The following is a 15,076-nucleotide window of genomic DNA, read 5'->3' on the forward strand; positions in this document are numbered from 1 at the left end:
TGCTTATTTTCATCTTAATAAATTATAACATATTTATATACCATAAAAAACGAAACGGTTCTCGATTTTGATTCTTCTATTACTATTAAAAAAATATTTACACAGGTGAATTATAGTCCGTTGACTTAAATATGACTTATATGGTAGAATTTTAATAAATATACCACAAAATTTATCGCATTTAAAGGAGGAAAAAAGATGGCTCATCTTTTAGAAATCAAAAATTTAAAAGCAAAGGTCATTGATGAAAATAAAATGATCCTTAAGGGAGTAAACCTCACAGTCAATGAAGGTGAAATACACGCAATCATGGGGCCAAATGGCTCTGGTAAGTCAACATTGGCAAATGTTATAATGGGTAACCCTAAATTTGAAATAACCGAAGGTGAAATTTTATTTAAAGGTCAATCAATATTAGATTTAGATACAGCTGAAAGAGCAAAATTAGGATTATTCATGTCTTTCCAATCTCCAGAAGAAATCGAAGGGGTAAAAACAAGACAGTTGTTGTTGAACTCGTATAGAAATATCAAATCGGAAGACGATTCTTCAGCTTTAAAAGTAAACAAAAAAATTATGGATCTATCCGATGTTGTTTCTCTGGATAAAGTTTTTTTAGATAGATACGTTAACACTGGTTTTTCTGGTGGAGAAAAGAAGAAGAGTGAAATTCTACAAATGGGACTACTTTCACCAAAATTAACTATTCTGGATGAAATAGATTCTGGATTAGATGTTGATGCTTTAAAAATCGTATCTGAATCTATCAACAAGTTTAAAAATGAAAATATGGGTATGTTGATAATAACCCATTATCAGAGAATATTAAATTATATTAAACCAGATTTTGTTCATGTTTATAACGATGGAAAGATTATTTCTACAGGAGATGCCGACCTTGCTAAAGAAATAGAGGAAAAAGGATATACAATGATAAAAAAAGAGGAAGAGGCATAAGATATTTCAAGGAGTGATATAAATGGCTAATAAAGACTTCAATATGGAAGATTTATTAATAGATCAAAGTAGATTTGATTTTAAGAACCCTGAAAGATATTCTTATAAATCTCTTCCAGGGCTTAATGAAAAGATTATTCAAGAAATTTCAGAACAAAAAAATGAACCAAAGTGGATGACTCAATTGAGGTTGAAATTTCTTAAAATTTTCCAAACATGTAAAGACCCTCAATTTGGTGTAAATTTGGATGATTTAGATTTATCTAAAATTGTTGCATATATAAAACCAAATGCAAAAAGATCAAACAATTGGGAAGAAGTTCCGGATGACATAAAAGACACTTTTGAAAAGCTTGGTATCCCTGAGGCTGAAAGAAAAGCCCTTGCAGGTGTAGGTGCTCAGTACGACTCAGAAATTGTTTATCAACATGTACAAAAAGATTTGGAAAATCTTGGTGTTATTTTTATGGATATGGAAACAGCTGTTAAAAAACACCCTGATTTGGTAAAACAACATTTCATGAAAGCTGTAACTGCAACTAATCATAAATATGCTGCACTACATGGAGCTATATGGAGTGGTGGAACATTTTTATACGTTCCAAGGGGAGTAAAAGTGCCTTTACCTTTACAAGCTTACTTTAGAATGAACAATCCTGGTATGGGGCAACTCGAACACACGATCATCATTGCCGATGAAGGCTCTGAAGTTGCATTCATAGAAGGCTGTTCAGCTCCATTTTACAACACAACCAACATTCATGCAGGAATGGTTGAAATATATGTAAAAGAAAGTGCAAGAGTAAAATATGCAACAATCCAAAACTGGAGTAAAAATACTTACAATTTAAATACAAAGAGAGCTATTGTGGATAGAGACGGTATGATGGAATGGGTTTCTGGATCGTTGGGGTCTTACAAAACAATGATTTACCCTTCTTCAATATTAAAAGGAAAAGGGGCAAAGACAGAAACTAAAGCTATTACATATGCTGGACCAAATCAACACATGGACGCAGGCTCTAAAGTTTTAATGTTTGCACCTTACACTTCTGCAAGTGTAGACGCAAGGTCTATAAGTGTTGGAGGGGGTTGGGCCTTTTACAGAGGCTGGCTAAAAATAGGAGAGAATGCAAAAGGGGCAAAGGCAAATGTACAATGTCAAGCTCTTATGCTGGACAATGAATCAAAAAGTGATACAGTTCCTTTAATAGAGGTTCACAACCAAGATTCAGATGTTGGGCACGAGGCAAAAATAGGAAGAATTAAGCAGGAACAAATTTACTATTTGATGACTAGAGGATTATCTGAAGCTGAAGCAAAAGCAATGGTTGTTAGAGGTTTTGTTGAACCATTTGCAAAAGAATTACCTATTGAATATGCTTTAGAATTGAATAGATTGATAAACTTAGAAGTCGAATCATCAATAGGTTAAGGAGTGAATTGAATGGATGCTATTTTTGAAAAAGCAATTGACTTAAAACACAAAAACTTTAAAATTGTTGAGTGGGTAGTTCCACAAATTGAATCAGATTCTGACTACACAGAAAAAGAGCTTGCTCAATCCATAGAATTTTTGAAAAATAAAAATCTGATAGATTATAAAAATATAAGGTTTAAATCTTATAAAGAATGGGGTTTCCCAAAATGGAAAAGGGCTAAACTAAACGGATATGATCCAAAAAAATATATTGAAAAAATAAACCCAGATATTATAGGTAAAGCAAAATCAATTGACACTATAGATAAAGAAGGATTGGAAATTCTTGCTAAATATGACTTTGAAGGTGCTAACAGAAAATTCTTGCTTATGTCAGATACATTTTTCAATCACGGTTATTATTTCAAAGCAGAAGAAAACGAAGATTTGGGAACAACTATAATAAAGTACGATCAGGAACAAATTTTGGAAAACACTGTTTTCAATTTAAAAAAAGGTTCCAAGCTCACATTAGTTAGAATTATCAACTCAGAAAAAGACTTGTTCAGAACGACTTCTTTAAGAGGTGTTGTTGAAGAAAATGCAGAGTTAAATATAATAAACGTTAATTTATTGAATGAAAACGATATAAACATAGACAACGCTCTCTTCGAGCTAAAAGAAAGTTCAAAAGTCAATGTTTATGACTTACACCTTGGGGGAAAGGTTTCTGCTCCTCATTATATTTTTAGAATGAGTGGAAAATATGCAGAAGGCAACATAAAACCTTATTTCTTAGGAGATAAAGATAATGTAATAGACATGCTATATTTGATTAGATTTTATGCCCCTGAATCAACTGGAAATATTAAAGGAAAAGGAGCTTTAAAAGATTCTGCAAAGGCTATATTTAGAGGATTTTTAGATTTGAAAAAGGGTGCCAAAGAAGCTACTGCCGCAGAAGAAGAATCCACATTGCTTCTTTCAGAAAAGGCAAGAGCAGAAGCTTTTCCAAGTTTATTGGTAGACGAAAATGAAGTAAACGCTTCGCACGCTGCCAGCGTTGGTACTCTTGACGAGCAAAAACTCTATTATTTGATGACAAGAGGTTTTTCCAAGTTAGAAGCTAAAAAATTGATGTCTTTTGGCATTTTTGAACCATTCTTAGATGAAATAGAGAAGTACCACGCAGAAACAGCAGGAGTGATTAGAAATGCGATTGAGTCAAAAATATAATATTGCTTTTCCTGCTTTAGATAGAAAAATTGGTGATAATAATATAATTTATTTTGATTCAGCAGCCACTTCTTTGGTTCCAAAGCGAGTGGCTGACGCTGTTTATAATTTTGATACTAAAAATAAGGCTAATGTTCATAGATCATCTCATCTTTTAGGAAACGAATCAACAGAGATTATGGAATCAACCAGAGAAACTGTTAAAGATTTTATAAACGCAAACAGTACAGATGAAGTTATTTTTACTTCTGGCACCACAATGTCTATAAACACATTAGCCAATTCATTTTTAAACTCAGAACTAATTAACGATGAACAAGAGATATTGTTGACTTCTGTAGAACATCACGCAAACTTAGTTCCATGGCAGCAAGTTACGAAAAATAGAAATATCAATTTAAAATTTTACGAACCGAAAAATGGTATCATTATAATAGATGAATTGGTAGAACTAATAGATGATAAAACAAAGTTAGTTTCTATAACAGGACAATCGAACGTAACTGGTCAAGAAATAGACATCACCAATTTAATAAAAAAAATAAAAGAGAAAAATCCAAATACATTTATTCATTTAGATATAGCACAACTTATAACTCACAAAAAAATAAATGCAAAAGATTTAGGGGTAGACTTTTTGAGCTTTTCTGCTCACAAAATGTTTGGACCTACAGGAGTTGGAATTTTATGGGGTAGAAAAGACTTGTTAGAAGCAATGCCACCTTTTATAACAGGTGGAGAGATGATTGACCAAGTTTCTTTGGAAAAAACAACTTTTAACATATTACCTTTCAAGTTTGAAGCGGGTACCCCAAATATTTCCTCATTTACAGGGTTTAAAGAAGCGATAAATATTATAGAAGAAATAGGACAAGAGAACATATCAAAATACATAAAAGAGTTAACAGATTATGCTTTAAAAGAGATGAGAAAGGTAGAGGGTATAGAAATTTATGGCCCAAAAAATGAAAGTCATAACTCTTTGATCAGTTTCAACCTTGGAAAAATTCACCCACATGATATAGCTCATATGTTGAATGATCTTGGAGGAATAGGTATAAGAAGTGGCCATCATTGTGCTCAACCACTAATGAAACAGTTAGGTATTAGATCATCTTGTAGGATTAGTTTCAGTATTTACAACGATATTGCAGAAATAGATAAATTTATAAAAACATTAAAAAAAATAAAGGGATGGTTATCTTGAGTTTAGAAGATATTTATTCAGAAATTATTTTGGATTACGCAAAAAATACAAAAAATAAGAGAATAATTGAAGATGCTCATGAGAAAAAAGGTAAAAATTTATCTTGTGGAGATGAAATAAAAATATTCATAAAACCAGAAAATGGAATAATAAAAGACGTTTCTTTTGAGGGACACGGGTGTATAATTTCTCAGGCTTCTGCTGCTATAATGTGTGACACTATAAAAGGCAAAACAGTAGAAGAAGCTGAAGATTTTATTGAAGAAGTTTTAAAGATGGCAAGAGGAGAAGATTTTGATAAAGAAAAATTAGGAGAATTAGATTTATTTGAAAATATTAAAGACTTCCCAATGAGGATCAAATGCTTTACTCTTTCTTGGCATACCGCCAAAGAAGATATTGAAGAGATCAAGGAGGGATAATTAATGAGAGATGCAAATGAATATAACAACATTGCTTTGATAGGAGCGACACAAAATAAAGAAAAATATGGAAACAAGATAATGAAAAATTTGAAACAAAAGGGTTTTAATCTTTATCCCGTTACTCCTAATTATAACGAAGTAGAAGGTTTTACAGCATATTCCGACATTTCAAAGTTACCAGAAGACACTGATGTATTGGTCTTTGTAGTCCCACCAAAAATAGGTTTGGAAGTAACTAAAAAAGCTAAAGAACTCGGTTTTAAAGAACTATGGTATCAACCTGGAGCAGAATCAAGCGATTTAAAAGAATATTTAGAAGAAAACAATTTAGACTATTCTTTTGAGAAGTGCATCATGGTTGAAACTAATTATAAACAATGATTTTAAAAAAACAGGGTTAGCCAACAGGCTAACCCTATTTTTTTATCCATCTACAATATCTTTTAATTGTGAACTTCTACTTGGATGTCTCAGCTTTCTCAATGCTTTAGTTTCTATTTGTCTGATCCTTTCTCTGGTAACGTTGAAAAACTGTCCTACTTCTTCCAGAGTTTTCTGTTTCCCATCAAGAAAACCGTATCTCATTTTCAAAACCAGTGCTTCTTTTGGATGTAATGTGTCTAATACTTCCTCTAATTTTTCTTTTAATATCATTTGTTGTGCAACTTCTTCTGGTGTCATATCTTCTGAACCAATAAAATCTCCAGTTTCTGATTCATCATCGTCTCCATTTCCAGAAGAAATAGGAGAATTAAGAGAAATTATGTCTTTTGCACTCATGAGTATTTCATTTACTTTTTCAACTGGTTTATCCATTTTCTTTGATAACTCTTCAGCTGTTGGATATTCTCCAAACTCTTGTAAATGTTCTCTTATAATTTTGTTCATTTTGTTAATGGTTTCAACCATGTGAACTGGAATCCTTATTGTTCTTGCCTGATCAGCTATGGCTCTTGTTATAGCTTGTCTAATCCACCATGTTGCATAAGTCGAAAATTTAAACCCTTTTTTCCAGTCGAATTTTTTTACAGCCTTTATAAGCCCGATGTTTCCTTCTTGTATTAAATCTAAAAAACTTAGGCCTCTTCCGGTATATCTTTTTGCGATGCTTATAACAAGTCTGAGATTTGCCCTTATAAGTTCGTCTCGAGCCTTTCTATCATTTTTTTGAGCACGCCTTGCTAACTGTCTTTCCCTTGCGGGAGTCAACAAGTTTACCTTTGAAATTTCTTTTAAATATATCTTAATTGGATCTCCAAGAGATATGTTGTCATACATTTTAAGTTCAAAATCTCCATAAACTTCCAACATATCTTCTTGATCATCATCGTTGTTTTCTTCGATTTCTTCTTCTTCTTCATCGCTTATGTTTATACCGCTTTCTTCTAAAGCTGAATAAATTTTTTCAATAAAATCACTGTCAATTTCATCTGATGTTTCAGCTGGTATTGCTTCATCAATATCAGAGTAATCAAGGGTATTTCCTTTTTTCATGGCTTTTCTTTTCAGTTGATTGATGATAGTGTCAACATTTTTGAGTTTCTTTTTATTCGTCTTTTTAACCTTTACAACTGCTTCATCGCCTTCTTCTTTAACATCTTCGAGGTTTATATTCCCAAGTTGCGAAATAATCTTATCTGTATTTTTCTTCTTATTAGCCATAATATTCCCCCTTTTTTTGACTCATATAATTAGACTCATTTTATCTACAAATGTTCAAATGTAATATTATTTTAATACATATACCTTGACTTGGCAAATCAAAAGTGCTATAATGTTCTACGTTGAAATTGGGAGATCGTCTAACGGCAGGACATCGGACTCTGACTCCGAGAATGGAGGTTCGAATCCTCCTCCCCCAGCCAACTAAGAAGCTGATTTTTTCAGCTTCTTTTTTTATTATTAAGGTTAACTTTTAAAATATTTTTTGTTTTTCTCCTTAATTATATTTAAGCTTTATTTAAATAAAAGTAATCTTTAAAAATTAGGGTTGCCTAAGTTTTTTATATTTGCTAAAATATAAATATAAACAACAAAGGAGATGTCTGCAGTGAAACTAAACCTTAATCAACTTAAAGAAGGAATGAAAGCAAAAATCATATCTATAGATACAAATAATAGAGATAGAGAAAGATTTTATGCTCTTGGGTTAAAACCAGGCAAAGAAATAGAACTCTTTCACGTATCGCCATTTAACGATCCAAAAATATTTAAAATGGGAGAAAACAAGATATTGATTAGAAACTCTGAAGCATCCCGAATTATGGTTGAATCAAAAGACAATTTGATCGATCTTTTTTCTGCACCAAAAGGATTTTATCAGGTCTATAGACTAAACGGAGGGAACTTTTTTACAAGGAAAATGTCACAAAAAGATATTAATGAAGGAACTAAAATACATAAAGAAACCCATAATTCATTTTTGTTGATAGAAAAAAATAAAACTATTTTTCTTGGGAAAGGTCAATTAAATAAGATATTGGTGTCCCCTATAGAGAAAGAGGAGAAATAATATGAATTTACAAGAGATAACTAATTATATTAAAAATAAACCATTTTCATCTTTGTTTGAAATAAAAGAAAAGTTCAACTTATCTGATCAACAGATAAATATTTTGATACCTTTCATTTCAAGTATGGGAATTTCTATAAACAAATTAACTATGGAAGATTGTGATAGTTGTTCTATTAAAAAATACTGTACGAAAAATTCTTGCGAAATAAAAGGTGATTTGCATGTCTAAAGAAGTCGCGTTAATAGGCAATCCTAATGTTGGGAAAACATCTATTTTTAACCTACTAACAGGGACAAGGCAATATGTTGCAAATTGGCCGGGAGTAACAGTAGAAAGAAAAGTTGGAATATCTAACATAAATGGAGAAAAATACAGAATAGTTGATTTACCCGGCATTTATACTTTATCTGCTAACTCAGAAGACGAAAAAGTTGCAAGGGACTTTTTTATAAATGAAGCTCCAGATACTGTTTTATTAATAGCAGATGCTTTAAATCTTGAAAGAACTTTTTACCTTTTACTTCAACTTATAGAAATGAATTTACCTGTTGTACTTGCTATAAATTCAATAGATGAAGCAGAAGAAAAAAACAAGATCGTTAACACAGAAGTCATTTCAAAAACTTTGAATATACCAGTTGTTTTGACTTCTGCTAAAAAGAACATAGGGATAGATGAATTAAAAGAAAAAATCGAAAAATTAAACTTAAATGACAAAGAGATATATTACGATATTGAATATCCAGAAAAAATAAAAGAATTCATAAGAAAGGTGGAGGAAATATTTGAAAAAGACGATAATTTAAAAGCTTTTAACAAAAAATGGTTAGCTTTGAATATAATTGAATTTGGATTAGACACAAATCTCATAAGCGATGATTTAAAGTCTGAAATTGGTAAAAATTTTGATGTAGAAAAACTACAAGAACTTTATATTAATTGGAAATTTGAATTCATAACTTCTATATCGGAAACAGCTTACCTTTCAAAAGGAATAGATTGGTCTCTTAGAGATATGTTAGACCACGTTTTTACACATAAAGTATTGGGAATCTTTATTTATATATTAGCTTTATTTATGGTTTTTTCGCTTACTTTCACTGTATCAGCCCCTTTATCAGACTTACTTGATATGGGTTTTGTTGCTTTAGCTGAGATAGTTGGTAACACAATTGAAATTGACTGGTTGAGTTCTTTGTTGTCTGATGGGATCATATCCGGTGTTGGGGGAGTTTTGGTTTTCATTCCTCAAATCTTCACGTTGTTCTTTTTCATGGGATTCTTGGAAGAGTCTGGTTATTTACCAAGAGCAGCTTTCCTTGTTGACAAACTTGTCAGAAAGTTTGGACTTAGTGGAAGATCGTTTATGTCTATTATACTCGGTTTTGGATGTAATGTTCCTGCTATAATGTCAACTAAGGCAGTTTCTAACAAAAAAGAAAGGATAGCATTGATTCTATCTATTCCTTTTGCCTCTTGTAGTGCCAGGTTACCAGTTTATATACTTTTGATAAGTGCATTTTTCTCAACAAATGCTGCAACAATTATGTTGTTGGTATATATCACCAGTATATTTTTAGTGTTAATTTCTGCAAAAATTATAGAGCTATTCATAAAAGATAAAGAGTCTATTCCTTTCACAATAGAAATGCCAAGGTTCAGAATGCCTACATTCAGAAATTTGCTGTTATATACTTGGAACAGAGGTAAACATTTCTTGGAAAAGGCTGGAGGAATTATTTTAGTGGCTTCAATATTAGTTTGGGCCTTAACTTATTTCCCAAACACGGGGCAAGATATTACAACATCTTTTGCCGCAATGATTGGAAAATTTTTTGAACCTCTTACTGATCATTTAGGCTGGGATTGGAGAATTAATACTGGATTGTTCTTTGGAGTGGCTGCAAAAGAAATTGTAGTTTCTACTTATTCAACTCTTTTCACAGGAGGCTCTTCTCTTGTGGTTAGTTTGAGAAATGCTTTGTCACCTCAATCAGCATTGGCATTAATTTTCTTTGTTTTGGCTTACATACCTTGTTTTGCTACTTTAGGAGTTATAAAATCTGAAACGAGAAGTAATAAATTAATTGTTTTCACACTTTTTTATACAACAATAGTAGCTTATTTATTAGCTAATCTCGTTTACTATGTTAGTGGGTGGATATTATGAATTCAAAATTAACTATAATGAGTATATTTGGCTTTGCATTGGCGGGAGTTTATGTTTTAAATGATTTATTCTATGCTTTTTCATTCTTAATCATAGGATTTGTTTTTATATGGGGTGTATTTAAAAATAAAAATATATGGTATCATAGCTCGGCTCACTTAATAGTAGGTGCAATACTGTCTTTAGTTTTGGCAGCTTATGAAGTAATTCGTTTTTTGTCAAACATTCTTGTTTTTATTATGGAAGACGGAGAATTTCCTTTATTTAATTATCCTATAATCATTTATGGCGTAATTTCTTACACGCTTTTTAAAATGGAAATGAAAGCTCTAAAAGACAAAAAAAATCAAATTAATTAAATTGCAACATTAATATTCTTGAACATCCCGTATAATTATGATATAATTAACTTCGGAATTACGCCTGTAGCTCAATTGGCAGAGCGGCGGTCTCCAAAACCGCAGGTTGGGGGTTCAATTCCCTCCGGGCGTGCCAATTTAAAGTCAGCTTTTTAGCTGACTTTTTTTGTTTATTTCAAGGTTATTATAGTTTTTTTTGTTTTCTTTGGAATAATCCTGTTTTTTTGTCCAAATTAATAGTTTTTTTAGCTTTTAAAAAAAGTTTTTTTATTGTAGAATATAGATGTTATTGAAAAATATTTCAAGAAAATTTTTTCAGAGGAGGTTTTTTCATGGCTAAAATGATTAGAAAAAACTATTTGATGGCACCTGGACCAACACCAGTACCAACAGACATATTGTTAGAGGGAGCAAAAGACACAATTCACCATAGAACTCCACAATACTTAGAAATTCAAAAGAAAGCGATTGACGGTTGCCAATATCTTTTCCAAACAAAACAACCTGTTTACATACTTTCATCATCTGGATCGGGGGCAATGGAAGCTGCAGTTGCAAATTTGATTAACCCAGGCGATAAAGCTATTTCTGTTAATTCAGGTAAATTTGGAGAAAGATGGGGGGATCTTTGTAGAGCTTTTGAAGCTGACCTTGACGAAATAAAATTAGAATGGGGAAGCATGGTTAAACCAGAACAAATTAAAGAAGCTTTAGAAAAAAATCCTGATACAAAAGCAGTTTTCACGACCCTTTCTGAAACTTCAACTGGAACAATTCATCCAATCAAAGAAATCGCTGAAATAGTTAAAGATTACGAAGCAATTTTAGTTGTTGACGCTATTTCAGGATTATTAGCTCAACCCCTAAAAATGGATGAATGGGGTATAGATGTTGTAGTAACAGGTGTGCAAAAAGGTTTTATGATGCCTCCTGGAATAGGTCTTATTTCAGCTTCGGAAAAAGCAATGAAAGTAATTAATGAAAATAAAAATAATAAATACTATTTTGATTTAAAAGCATATGCCAAAAAATACCCAGATTCACCATGGACTCCTCCAATTAATCTTGTTTATCAACTTGCTAAATCTGTTGAACTATTACAAGAAGAAACAATTGAAGGATTATGGGAAAGACACGAATTAATGGCAAAAGCTACAAGAAAAGCTATGGAAGCTATGGGTTTAGAATTGTTTGCTGAAAACCCTGGAAATGTTTTAACTTCAATAAAAGTCCCTGAAGTGGTAGACGGTAAAAAGATTGTTTCTTTCTTGAGAGACAATTGGGGAGTTACTTTTGCAGGTGGTCAAGAACATCTAAAAGGGAAAATTATCAGAATAGCTCACCTTGGTTATATGTCACAATTTGATGTTATAATAGGTATTTCAGCATTAGAAATGGGCTTAAAGAAATTTGGATATGACTTGGAATTGGGCTCAGGAGTAAAAGCTGCTGAAGAAGTGTTTATTAAGGCAGGTGTGTAATATGTGGCTACATATTAACGACGCAATGGCGTCAGATGCAATGGAAAAGTTTGAGAAAGAATTACCAAATGCTAAAATAACTACAGAACACTATGAAAAAGATGAATTAATTAAAAGAGTAAAAGACTTTGATATTTTAGTTGTAAGATCTGCTACTAAAGTCACAAGAGATATAATTGAAGCTGGGAAAAAACTTAAAATAATTGGGAGAGCTGGCATGGGATTAGATAATATAGACCTTGATGCTGCCAAAGAAAAAGGAATAGAAGTTTTAAACACTCCTGGCCAAAACTCATTATCTGTTGCAGAATTAGTTGTTGGCATGATACTCTCTCTCAACAGGCACATTGTTAGAGGAACAAAGGGAATTTCCGAAGGTAAATGGGAAAAAAAATTATTAAAAGGTACAGAACTATCGGGAAAAACTCTGGGTATCGTTGGTTTTGGTAACATAGGTAAGCATTTAGCAAATCTTGTAGGTGGTTTTCAAGTAAAGGTAAAGGTATTTGATGTTTTTGATATCGATGAAGATACAAAGAAGCAATTCAATATAGAACAAGTATCTTTCGAAGATTTAATAAAAACTTCAGACATTATATCTTTGCATGTTCCACATAATGATAAAACACATCATTTAATTTCAGATAAAGAATTTGAAAATATGAAAGATACTGCATTGTTAATCAATTGCGCAAGGGGTGGCATTGTTGACGAAAAAGCACTTTTAAAAGCTTTAAAAGAAAAGATGATTGCTGGTGCAGGCCTTGATGTTTATGAAGAAGAACCTGCTAAAGGTGAGCTTTATAATGAAATTTTTAGTTTTGACAACGTAGTTGGCACTCCACATATCGGGGCATCAACAAAAGAAGCTCAACAAAGAGTTGGGATTAACATGGTAGATAGAATTGTAAATGCAACTAAAAAAATCAAGTTTGAAAATTAAAAATTTATGTTATAATAAATTCGAGTTATCACATTTTTACAGCTGGAGGTGCTTTTAATGAAAGTATTCATTGATCAAGATGCATGTATTGGTTGTGGTGTTTGTGAAAATTTATGCCCAGATGTCTACAGAATGAACGACGAAGGCAAAGCAGAAGCAGTTGCTCCTGAAACAGACGCTCCTTGTGCTCAAGATGCTGCTGATTCTTGTCCAGTACAAGCAATAACAGTAGAAGAATAATTTTCTAAATAAAAAGAAGTCGGGATTAAATCCCGACTTTTTTTATTGTTTGTTTTATAGTATAATTACAATGTTATTTTAAAATTAAACAAAAATTTAACTAAGGTTTTGAATCTCGTCGGAGGGGTTTTTATGGATAATGCAAAAGTTTTTGTCGTCACCTCAGGTAAAGGGGGAGTTGGGAAAACTACAATTACCGCTAATTTGGGAGCTGTGTTGGCTGTCAAAGGTTATAATGTTTGTCTCATCGATGCCGATATTGGACTTAAAAATCTTGATTTAGTTTTAGGCTTGGAAAACAGAATTGTTTATACTATATTAGATGTGATCAACGGAAACAAAGGAGTCATGGAGGTTTTGGTAAAACACAAATTTTTAAAAAATTTGAATTTACTTGCTTCATCTCAAATAGCAAACAAAGATATGATCTCTCCAGAAGATATGGGAAACATAATTTCTGTTTTATCTAAACATTTTCATTATATTATTATAGATTCTCCTGCTGGAATAGAGAGGGGATTTAAAAATGCTATTTCAGCTGCACAGCACGCCATAATTGTAACAACCCCTGATTTAACTGCTATCAGCGACGCTGATAGAGTTATTGGATTGCTTGAAAATAATGGTTATACTGATAAAAACATGTCACTTATTGTGAACCGGTTAAAACCAAAGATGGTCAAGAAAAAAGAAATGGTTTCTGCCGATGATATTAAAGAAGCTTTAGCTATTGATATTTTAGGAGTTATTCCAGATTCAGAAGAGATAATATTATCCACTAATGAAGGAAAGCCACTTGCTTTAGGAGACAAAAAGAATATTTCAAGAGTTTTTGACAACATTTCGGAAAGAGTTTCTGGAAACATGATAGACCTTGAGGAAGATTTAAAAGCTGATAACCGAGACAATCAAGGGTTTGTAGACTTTTTCAAAAATCTTTGGAAAAGGAGTTGATGTAGATGTGGCCTTTCTCAAAGAAAAAATCCAGTAGAGACATAGCTGTTAAAAGAATGCAATCTTTTGTTAGAAGTGGTGGAACTCCTCCAAAGGCTTCTTCAGCAGCTTTAAAATTTGAAGACGTTCAAGATAACGAGATTGATTCTATAGTTGGATATATTAAAGATTATGCATACAGAAATCTTTCAGTAGATAAAAATAATGTCAAGGTTCATATATCAAAAGAAGGTAATTCTGTTACTATCGTGGCAAGCATTGTATATAAGTGAGGTGGTTTTTTTATGGTGTTAAAAAAGTCTATTAAAACTAACTCGAGAAACGAACTCTTAGATATAACAAGAGAAATTCAAGGTGAAATAAGCAAAGAAAATATTCAATCTGGAACGGTTGTTGTTTTTGTCCCTCACACAACTGCTGCTGTCACTATTAACGAAAACGCAGACCCAGATGTGAAAAAAGATATATTAAAATTTATGCAAGACAAAGTACCAAACAATTACGGCTTTGACCATATAGAAGGTAATTCAGACTCTCATATAAAATCTTCTGTATTCGGCCCAAGTATTACTTTGATAATAGAAAATGGGAAACTATTATTGGGAACATGGCAAAGTGTTTATTTTTGCGAGTTTGATGGCCCTCGCAATAGAAAATACTTTGTAAAAATAACCCAAGACTGAGTAATATTCAAAATTAACATTTTTTAAAAGTATTTGAAAAAAATAATAATTGACAAAAATTAATATCTGTGATATTATATATCTCGGACATCGGATAAATACGGAGCGTAGCGCAGTCGGTAGCGCGCCGGTCTTGGGAACCGGAGGTCGCTGGTTCGATCCCAGTCGCTCCGACCAAAAAATTATAACACGCGGTTGTAGCTCAATTGGTAGAGTATCGGCCTTCCAAGCCGAGGGTTGCGGGTTCGACTCCCGTCGGCCGCTCCAGCGCCCATAGCTCAACAGGATAGAGCATTGGATTTCTAATCCAAAGGTTGGGAGTTCGAGCCTCTCTGGGCGCGCCACTTTTTTATTAATGTGGCGTTTTATTTATATTTGGTGGCTATAGTTCAGTTGGCAGAACGCCGGACTGTGACTCCGGACGTCGTGGGTTCAAGTCCCACTAGCCACCCCAAAAAAAGAAGGATTCTTTTCAGAATCCTTCT

The 15,076-nt window shown here is 32.5% G+C and carries 17 protein-coding genes and 6 tRNA genes; 22 read left to right on the top strand and 1 reads right to left on the bottom strand.

Features of this window, described 5'->3' with window-relative positions; genetic code table 11:
- Window positions 1-198: 198 nt before the first annotated feature.
- The 6 genes from sufC to BLS00_RS06165 are packed head-to-tail and all read left to right on the top strand — an operon-like array spanning window position 199 to window position 5,626.
- Window positions 199-957, top strand: a complete 759-nt coding sequence (sufC, locus tag BLS00_RS06140) for a Fe-S cluster assembly ATPase SufC (RefSeq protein ID WP_091403694.1) — start codon at window positions 199-201, stop codon at window positions 955-957.
- 43 nt (window positions 958-1,000) lie between these two features.
- Window positions 1,001-2,392 carry a Fe-S cluster assembly protein SufB gene (gene sufB / locus BLS00_RS06145; RefSeq protein ID WP_091403796.1) on the top strand — a complete coding sequence of 464 codons (1,392 nt, stop codon included), beginning with the start codon at window positions 1,001-1,003 and terminating at the stop codon, window positions 2,390-2,392.
- Window positions 2,393-2,404: 12 nt separating this feature from the next.
- Window positions 2,405-3,613: a SufD family Fe-S cluster assembly protein gene (locus tag BLS00_RS06150; protein ID WP_091403696.1), complete on the top strand. Its 1,209-nt coding sequence runs from the start codon at window positions 2,405-2,407 to the stop codon at window positions 3,611-3,613.
- Window positions 3,591-4,820 carry a SufS family cysteine desulfurase gene (locus tag BLS00_RS06155; protein WP_091403698.1) on the top strand — a complete coding sequence of 410 codons (1,230 nt, stop codon included), beginning with the start codon at window positions 3,591-3,593 and terminating at the stop codon, window positions 4,818-4,820. Before BLS00_RS06150 ends, BLS00_RS06155 begins: the two co-directional genes overlap by 23 nt.
- Window positions 4,808-5,242, top strand: coding sequence for a Fe-S cluster assembly sulfur transfer protein SufU (gene sufU / locus BLS00_RS06160; RefSeq protein ID WP_091403699.1), 435 nt, complete (start codon window positions 4,808-4,810; stop codon window positions 5,240-5,242). The genes BLS00_RS06155 and sufU overlap by 13 nt, the downstream gene beginning before the upstream one ends.
- A 3-nt stretch (window positions 5,243-5,245) precedes the next feature.
- Entirely contained in the window at window positions 5,246-5,626 is a 381-nt protein-coding gene (locus tag BLS00_RS06165; protein ID WP_091403701.1) for a CoA-binding protein, read from the top strand.
- Window positions 5,627-5,668: 42 nt separating this feature from the next.
- On the opposite strand, the gene rpoD is transcribed toward BLS00_RS06165, so the two are convergent.
- Complete coding sequence (rpoD, locus tag BLS00_RS06170) at window positions 5,669-6,907, bottom strand: RNA polymerase sigma factor RpoD (protein ID WP_091403702.1); 1,239 nt, start codon at window positions 6,905-6,907, stop codon at window positions 5,669-5,671.
- Between the two features lie 129 nt (window positions 6,908-7,036).
- On the opposite strand from rpoD, the gene BLS00_RS06175 reads away from it, so the two are divergent.
- The 16 genes from BLS00_RS06175 (at window position 7,037) to BLS00_RS06250 (ending at window position 15,045) form a co-directional block, all read left to right on the top strand.
- Window positions 7,037-7,110, top strand: a tRNA-Gln gene (locus BLS00_RS06175).
- 185 nt (window positions 7,111-7,295) lie between these two features.
- Window positions 7,296-7,757 (top strand): FeoA family protein, encoded by a 462-nt coding sequence (locus BLS00_RS06180; RefSeq protein ID WP_176759857.1) that lies wholly within the window; start codon window positions 7,296-7,298, stop codon window positions 7,755-7,757.
- Between the two features lies 1 nt (window position 7,758).
- Window positions 7,759-7,989: a hypothetical protein gene (locus BLS00_RS06185; protein ID WP_091403705.1), complete on the top strand. Its 231-nt coding sequence runs from the start codon at window positions 7,759-7,761 to the stop codon at window positions 7,987-7,989.
- On the top strand, window positions 7,982-9,931 hold the full coding sequence (feoB, locus tag BLS00_RS06190; protein WP_091403707.1) for a ferrous iron transport protein B: 1,950 nt from the start codon (window positions 7,982-7,984) through the stop codon (window positions 9,929-9,931). The genes BLS00_RS06185 and feoB overlap by 8 nt, the downstream gene beginning before the upstream one ends.
- Window positions 9,928-10,290: a hypothetical protein gene (locus BLS00_RS06195; protein WP_091403709.1), complete on the top strand. Its 363-nt coding sequence runs from the start codon at window positions 9,928-9,930 to the stop codon at window positions 10,288-10,290. Before feoB ends, BLS00_RS06195 begins: the two co-directional genes overlap by 4 nt.
- Before the next feature lie 60 nt (window positions 10,291-10,350).
- A tRNA-Trp gene (locus tag BLS00_RS06200) sits at window positions 10,351-10,426 on the top strand.
- 196 nt (window positions 10,427-10,622) lie between these two features.
- Window positions 10,623-11,771: a pyridoxal-phosphate-dependent aminotransferase family protein gene (locus tag BLS00_RS06205; RefSeq protein WP_091403711.1), complete on the top strand. Its 1,149-nt coding sequence runs from the start codon at window positions 10,623-10,625 to the stop codon at window positions 11,769-11,771.
- A 1-nt stretch (window position 11,772) separates the two neighbouring features.
- Entirely contained in the window at window positions 11,773-12,714 is a 942-nt protein-coding gene (locus BLS00_RS06210; protein WP_091403715.1) for a D-2-hydroxyacid dehydrogenase, read from the top strand.
- A 57-nt stretch (window positions 12,715-12,771) separates the two neighbouring features.
- The gene (locus BLS00_RS06215) at window positions 12,772-12,954 is read left to right on the top strand and encodes a ferredoxin (RefSeq protein WP_091403717.1); all 183 of its coding nucleotides are present in this window, start codon (window positions 12,772-12,774) and stop codon (window positions 12,952-12,954) included.
- A 132-nt stretch (window positions 12,955-13,086) separates the two neighbouring features.
- Window positions 13,087-13,908: a septum site-determining protein MinD gene (gene minD / locus BLS00_RS06220; RefSeq protein ID WP_091403718.1), complete on the top strand. Its 822-nt coding sequence runs from the start codon at window positions 13,087-13,089 to the stop codon at window positions 13,906-13,908.
- Window positions 13,909-13,913: 5 nt separating this feature from the next.
- Window positions 13,914-14,180 (top strand): hypothetical protein, encoded by a 267-nt coding sequence (locus BLS00_RS06225; RefSeq protein ID WP_091403720.1) that lies wholly within the window; start codon window positions 13,914-13,916, stop codon window positions 14,178-14,180.
- 12 nt (window positions 14,181-14,192) lie between these two features.
- Window positions 14,193-14,591 carry a secondary thiamine-phosphate synthase enzyme YjbQ gene (locus BLS00_RS06230; protein WP_091403722.1) on the top strand — a complete coding sequence of 133 codons (399 nt, stop codon included), beginning with the start codon at window positions 14,193-14,195 and terminating at the stop codon, window positions 14,589-14,591.
- A 101-nt stretch (window positions 14,592-14,692) separates the two neighbouring features.
- Window positions 14,693-14,768, top strand: a tRNA-Pro gene (locus tag BLS00_RS06235).
- A gap of 14 nt (window positions 14,769-14,782) precedes the next feature.
- Window positions 14,783-14,858 (top strand) — tRNA-Gly (locus BLS00_RS06240).
- A tRNA-Arg gene (locus tag BLS00_RS06245) sits at window positions 14,859-14,935 on the top strand. It abuts the tRNA gene before it with no gap.
- Window positions 14,936-14,969: 34 nt separating this feature from the next.
- Window positions 14,970-15,045: transfer RNA gene (locus BLS00_RS06250), tRNA-His, on the top strand.
- Window positions 15,046-15,076: the final 31 nt, after the last annotated feature.

It is taken from the genome of Geotoga petraea (assembly GCF_900102615.1).
In the GTDB taxonomy this organism is placed as follows: Bacteria; Thermotogota; Thermotogae; order Petrotogales; family Petrotogaceae; genus Geotoga; species Geotoga petraea.

Bases quoted from the DNA above. Each gene is read 5' to 3' on its own strand.
- BLS00_RS06225 (WP_091403720.1), top strand. From the start codon at position 13,914: ATGTGGCCTTTCTCAAAGAAAAAATCCAGTAGAGACATAGCTGTTAAA.
- BLS00_RS06150 (WP_091403696.1), top strand. From the start codon at position 2,405: ATGGATGCTATTTTTGAAAAAGCAATTGACTTAAAACACAAAAACTTT.
- minD (WP_091403718.1), top strand. From the start codon at position 13,087: ATGGATAATGCAAAAGTTTTTGTCGTCACCTCAGGTAAAGGGGGAGTT.
- rpoD (WP_091403702.1), bottom strand. From the start codon at position 6,907: ATGGCTAATAAGAAGAAAAATACAGATAAGATTATTTCGCAACTTGGG.
- BLS00_RS06215 (WP_091403717.1), top strand. From the start codon at position 12,772: ATGAAAGTATTCATTGATCAAGATGCATGTATTGGTTGTGGTGTTTGT.
- BLS00_RS06195 (WP_091403709.1), top strand. From the start codon at position 9,928: ATGAATTCAAAATTAACTATAATGAGTATATTTGGCTTTGCATTGGCG.
- feoB (WP_091403707.1), top strand. From the start codon at position 7,982: ATGTCTAAAGAAGTCGCGTTAATAGGCAATCCTAATGTTGGGAAAACA.
- BLS00_RS06210 (WP_091403715.1), top strand. From the start codon at position 11,773: ATGTGGCTACATATTAACGACGCAATGGCGTCAGATGCAATGGAAAAG.
- BLS00_RS06230 (WP_091403722.1), top strand. From the start codon at position 14,193: ATGGTGTTAAAAAAGTCTATTAAAACTAACTCGAGAAACGAACTCTTA.
- BLS00_RS06165 (WP_091403701.1), top strand. From the start codon at position 5,246: ATGAGAGATGCAAATGAATATAACAACATTGCTTTGATAGGAGCGACA.
- sufU (WP_091403699.1), top strand. From the start codon at position 4,808: ATGGTTATCTTGAGTTTAGAAGATATTTATTCAGAAATTATTTTGGAT.
- sufC (WP_091403694.1), top strand. From the start codon at position 199: ATGGCTCATCTTTTAGAAATCAAAAATTTAAAAGCAAAGGTCATTGAT.
- BLS00_RS06155 (WP_091403698.1), top strand. From the start codon at position 3,591: ATGCGATTGAGTCAAAAATATAATATTGCTTTTCCTGCTTTAGATAGA.
- BLS00_RS06185 (WP_091403705.1), top strand. From the start codon at position 7,759: ATGAATTTACAAGAGATAACTAATTATATTAAAAATAAACCATTTTCA.
- BLS00_RS06205 (WP_091403711.1), top strand. From the start codon at position 10,623: ATGGCTAAAATGATTAGAAAAAACTATTTGATGGCACCTGGACCAACA.
- sufB (WP_091403796.1), top strand. From the start codon at position 1,001: ATGGAAGATTTATTAATAGATCAAAGTAGATTTGATTTTAAGAACCCT.